Source organism: Streptococcus sp. C300 (assembly GCF_000187645.1).
In the GTDB taxonomy this organism is placed as follows: Bacteria; Bacillota; Bacilli; order Lactobacillales; family Streptococcaceae; genus Streptococcus; species Streptococcus oralis_CQ.
The window spans coordinates 8,761-13,933 of the sequence record NZ_GL732467.1 but is presented as its reverse complement, the minus strand read 5'-3'; the positions used below and the strand labels follow the sequence as shown (position 1 = coordinate 13,933).

The following is a 5,173-nucleotide window of genomic DNA, read 5'->3' as shown; positions in this document are numbered from 1 at the left end:
TTGTTATAAATTAGTGCGCTTTCATCCACAGGTGATGCATGAAAAGGCTTTTTATGGTAAAATGAAAGGAAGAACTCTTACAAGGAGGAAAAGATGAAGAAACAAACCATCGCTGTCTTCCTTATCGTAGAGGAGAAATTCTGCCTTGTTGTCTGGATTAGGAGTCAGTTTGGTATTGGCAAAAACAAGCTGGTGCATGCTATTATAGTTGATTTCGCCGACCTCTTGGTCCATGAGACGTTCAAATACATCGTTAGTTGCTGACAGCACTTCTGAACTGCTACGGAAATTTTCCTTGAGGAGAATCAACTTGCCTTCTTTAGGATTTTGTGCATAGCGTTGGAATTTTTCATTGAAAATCTGAGGATCTGCCTGGCGAAAACGGTAGATAGACTGCTTGATATCTCCCACCATAAAGCGATTGTGACCATTCGACAGCAATTCCAGCATCCGTTCTTGAATGTGGTTGGTATCCTGATACTCATCAACCATGACTTCATGGAAGCGCTCCTGATAAGCCTCACGAACTTGCGGAGAATTCTCTAAAATCTCAATGGTATAGTGGCTGATATCAGCAAATTCAAAGGCATTTTCCTGACGTTTACGTTCACGATAAGCTTCCACAAAATCGCTCATAAAGTTTTGGAAAGTTTTAGCTAGCTCCCAGGTGTCTCCATGATAATGTTCTTGGTAGTCGAGAATCGTTATCTGGTCCGCCAGTTGTCCTAGTTTAGCAAACTGGACCTTTCTCTCATCGTTATAGGCATCAGCCAGTGGTTTCAAATCGGCCTTACGACTGGAGTTAGCCAGAGCTCGACCATTTTTTTCCTTAGAGATGGCGACAATACGCGCAAGCACAGCTTGATAAGCCTGGCTATCGGACTCTTGATTTAAGGAGCTAATTTCATCCAAAACCTGTTGAACAGCTTCTAAATAGGCAGCTTTGGGAAACTCCTTGGCATCATTATCCAGATGATAACGGAAAAAGCTTTCCAAATTCCAAAGCGCTTGCTTGATTTGCTCGGTCAGTTTGTCTTTTTCATTTGCAAAGTCAGCTTCTTCAAACCCTTTGAGAAAAGACTCGTTCAGCCATTTTTGGGGACTGCTGGTGGATTGAAGAAAATCATAGATTTTGTAGACTTGCTGGCGTAGACCTCGTTCATCCTTGCCACGTCCAGCAAAGTTTTTCACCAAACGGCTAAATTTCTCTTTATTCTCACCTTGGTAATGGTCTTCAAAAACCTGATGAAAAACTTCGTTCTTTAAGAGTAACTGTTCACTTTCATTTTGCAGAATACGGAAGTTCGGTGCGATATCAATCAGATAGCCATGTTTGCCAAGGAATTTTTGTGTGAAAGAGTCCATGGTTCCAATGGCAGCGTTTGGTAGATCTGCCAATTGACGTCCCAAGTGTTGTTTGAGATCGACATCATCGGTTTCTTGGATTTGTTGGCTGATTTTTTTCTCCAAACGTTCCTTGAGTTCTGTAGCAGCCTTGACGGTAAAGGTCGAGATAAAGAGTTGGCTGATTTCCACACCACGTGCTAACTGATCCAGAATACGCTCTGCCATGACAAAGGTCTTCCCTGAACCAGCAGACGCTGAAACAAGGATATTTTGCCCTGCGGTATAAATGGCTTCGATTTGCTCGGCTGTTTTCTTCTGTTCCTTGCTCGAACTTGCTTCTGCTTTTTGCAGTTTTTGAATTTCTTCCTCAGTTAAAAAGGAAATGGGCTTCATCGATTCAACTCCTCTCTTATTTTTTCAAACCAAGCTTGCTTGAGTTTTTCTCCGACCAGACGTTTGCCGTCAGACAACTCTAATTTCTCAAGGAAACGGGCTTGTCCCAAGTGGTAATTTGCTTCAAAACCTGTGATGGCTTGGTGTTGCTGGACGTATGGAGCAATACTTCTGCCGTTTTCTGTATATGGATTGATGGCAAACTGGCCTTCTAAAATCTTCTCAGCTGCCTTCTTGTACAGATGGGCATTATAGTCTAGTAGGAGCTGGAATTCCTCGTCTGTCAGCTGATTGGCCTTGTTTTTGTTATAAAACTCTCCCAAGTGACTGCTTTCTTTCTCTAAAAAGAGTCCCTGGTATTTCATAGACTTGCTGACTTCTGCTACTGCTCCTGCCAGACTTTTAACAGCTAATAAAGATTGGACAGGCTCAGCCATTTCCAAGTACATGGCACCGAAAAAGTTCTGCTCCCCTTCTCTTTTTAGGGCAGCAAGATAGGTGGGCAGTTGGGAATTAAGCCCATTAAAGAAATACGGAAACTGGAACTGAGTCAGACTAGACTTGTAGTCTACCACTCCTAACGCTCCATCAGCTTTCAGGCGGTCAATGCGGTCAACCTTGCCTCGCACATGGACACTGCGACCATTATCCAATTGAATAAAGGCCTGATCTTTACCACCAAATGTTGCTTCCTCTTGGATGGTTTCAATGGCTGGATTATGACGAAGGATGTGGCCCGTAGTTCGCGCGACATCAAGTAGAACTTCCTTGGTAAACTGGGCTTCCAAACTTTCCTGATAAATAGCTTCAAATTCGCGTTCTTGGCTGGTTTCCTTGATAGCTTGCTCCAGATGTTGGTCAAAGGAATTTTCAACAGGTAGTTTCAAGGCCCGTTCAAAAATACGGTGCAAGAAATTACCATGACTGCGGGCATCCGGACGCAGGCGCACTTCTTCCTGCAAACCTAAGACATAACGGAGGAAATAACTGTATTCATTGCGGTAAAACTCTGTCAAACCAGACGTAGACAGGTAAAACTCTTTGTCAGCAGGGTATAGAGCCTGCAAGGTCTCTTTCTCTAATGGCTTGCTACTTGGACTAGTTGGGAGTGCTGGATTTGTAAGACCTTTTTGATCTAGTTTTTTCCCCATGACACGCGCCAGAACCTTGACAAAGGTCAAATCTTGCTCAGTATTACTTGTCTCGCCCTGCTGATGATAGGCAACCAGACTAGACAAAAGACTGTGATATGAACCCATATCATCCTTAGACAGACTTTTTTGATGAATCTTCTTCTCTATTCGGCTAAATCCAAAACTCACCAGTTCCTGAAGATAGGCCGATTCCTTGCTCTCATTTTCATTAAGAAGACTTGGTGCTGACAACACCAACTGCTTACGGGCGGCATTGACTAAAGAAAGCATGGTATAGCGATTTTTCTTGAGATTTTCGCTACTTGCAATCAGTAATTGCGCTCCCTCCTCAGTTGCTTGGTTTAGGCTTTGTCTTTCTTCATCTGTTAACAGACTAGTGTTTTGCGCAATTTTTGGTAAATGATCCTGAGTCAGCCCGATGGCGTAGACAAAGTCAGCGGTCATAGGTGCAATCAAATCATAACTCTGCACCAGAACAGTATCAACAGTTGCTGGAATGGTGCGATACTGAGACAAACTCATCCCAGAATGAAGCAAGGCCAGGAAGTCCTCCAGACTAACTTGTGAACCAGCAAAAACCGTCGCAAATTGTTCTAAAACATGGCAGAAGGCTTTCCAAACTTCAGCTTGTCTTTCCTGTTCTAGAGTTTCCATAGTGGCTGTCAATTCTTGCATCTGCTTGCTTAAAGCAGCATTTTTTAGAAAAGTATTCCACTTTTGCAAGAGATTTTCAGTCTTTTGCTTCCGACTCGCAAATAAGGTTTCAAGTGGCGCCAAAACTCGCAGACGAAGAGCATTTAGACGCTCTAAATCAAATTTTCCATGATGGGATTTTGTAAAGGTCTGCTGAAAAGCTGGCATGCCATTGATACCAAGATAGCGGAGATATTGCTCAAAAGCATCAATATCCGCTTGGCTAAGGTCAGTATACAGACCAGTTCTGAGGAGATTAATCAAATCTTCCTGACGGAAACGGTAACGTTTCAAACGCAAAATAGATTCGACATACTGAGTCAAGGGATGATGAGCCATGGATTCACTTCTACCAAGATAGAAAGGAATCTGGTACTGGTCAAAAATAGTTTTCAGTGATAGCTGGTAAGATGCCACATCACCCAGCAAAATACGGAAATTCTTGTAACTCAGTTCTGGATGGTCATGTAATTTCTGACGAATGCTACGGGCTACTAATTCCAGCTCTTCTTTTTGCGTCAAACAAGACCAGATTTGCAGATTTTCACGGTCCTTCTCATCAACATCTAAAGCGAGTTCTGAAAAGTCATAAGAAGACTCCAGCAAACGAGAGGCCTTGTCAAAACTATCCATTTTTTCATGAGTCTGAGAACGATCCTGAGCAGGTGTTTGGTATTTTGCCCCCAAATGATGAAGAAATTCCACACTGGCTTGGTAGAGATTCCCTTCAGTGAACGAACTGGTATAGCCTTTCTTGCTTGCATAGGCCCCAATAACAATCTCGGCACCTTTTCGATGGAGCAGATCCACCACATGCTCTTCCTCAGCAGAAAAACGGGTAAATCCGTCAATGATTAAGGCAATCTGACTAAAATCACTACTTACCTTGTCATTCTCAATAGCCTCAATCAAATGGGACAACTGACTTCCCTGAGCCAACTGACCTTGATTAAGATAGGTAGTCACTTTCTCAAAAATCAAGAGTAAGTCTGCCCGCTTGTCCTCATCTGTCAAACTTTCCAAGTCCAAAAAGCTCATTTGAGCAGTCGTCATCTCATGATAAAGTTCAACCAACTGCTGGATAAATTGAGGATCCTGCTTAATCGCACCATAAACACGCAAGTCCTTGGGATCGAGTTCGGCAAGGCATTTATAAAAAGCCATCCCAAGCCCGATGTCATCTAGACTCGTCTTAGCTGGCAAATCATTTAAAACCAGGTAACGAGCCATCTGAGCGAAACGCGTAACGGTAATCGCAAAAGAAGCCTGCTGGGACAAGCATTCCAGCACGGCGCGTTCCTTTTCAAAAGAAAGAGAGTTGGGGGCAATGTAGAAGACCCGCTTGCCCACAGCAACCAACTCCTCTGCCTCTCTGGTTAGAATTTCTGTCAAAGAAGTCCGAATATCAGTATACAGTAATTTCATCTCAGCCTCGTTTGGTTTATCAAAGTTTCTTACTCTATTATAGCAAAGTTCGCTTCACAGTCCAAATTCAAAATTCTAGTTGACAATCATTTAACTAGGAAATCAATCATACCTCATCATCCACTTTCATATGCTGAAAGATATAGAGGAAAAAGTCTTTG

Annotated in this window: 1 protein-coding gene and 1 pseudogene; both read right to left on the bottom strand. The window is 42.9% G+C overall.

Annotated features, from left to right (window positions below; genetic code table 11):
* Positions 1 to 111: 111 nt before the first annotated feature.
* A pseudogene (locus HMPREF0849_RS04885) lies at positions 112 to 1,740 on the bottom strand (UvrD-helicase domain-containing protein); the annotation flags it as partial.
* Positions 1,737 to 5,012, bottom strand: coding sequence for an ATP-dependent nuclease subunit B (gene rexB, locus HMPREF0849_RS04880; RefSeq protein ID WP_000772389.1), 3,276 nt, complete (start codon positions 5,010 to 5,012; stop codon positions 1,737 to 1,739). The pseudogene HMPREF0849_RS04885 and the gene rexB, both read right to left, overlap by 4 nt.
* Positions 5,013 to 5,173: the final 161 nt, after the last annotated feature.

Excerpts from the sequence above, each read along its gene's own strand:
- rexB (WP_000772389.1), bottom strand. The coding sequence starts at position 5,012 with ATGAAATTACTGTATACTGATATTCGGACTTCTTTGACAGAAATTCTA.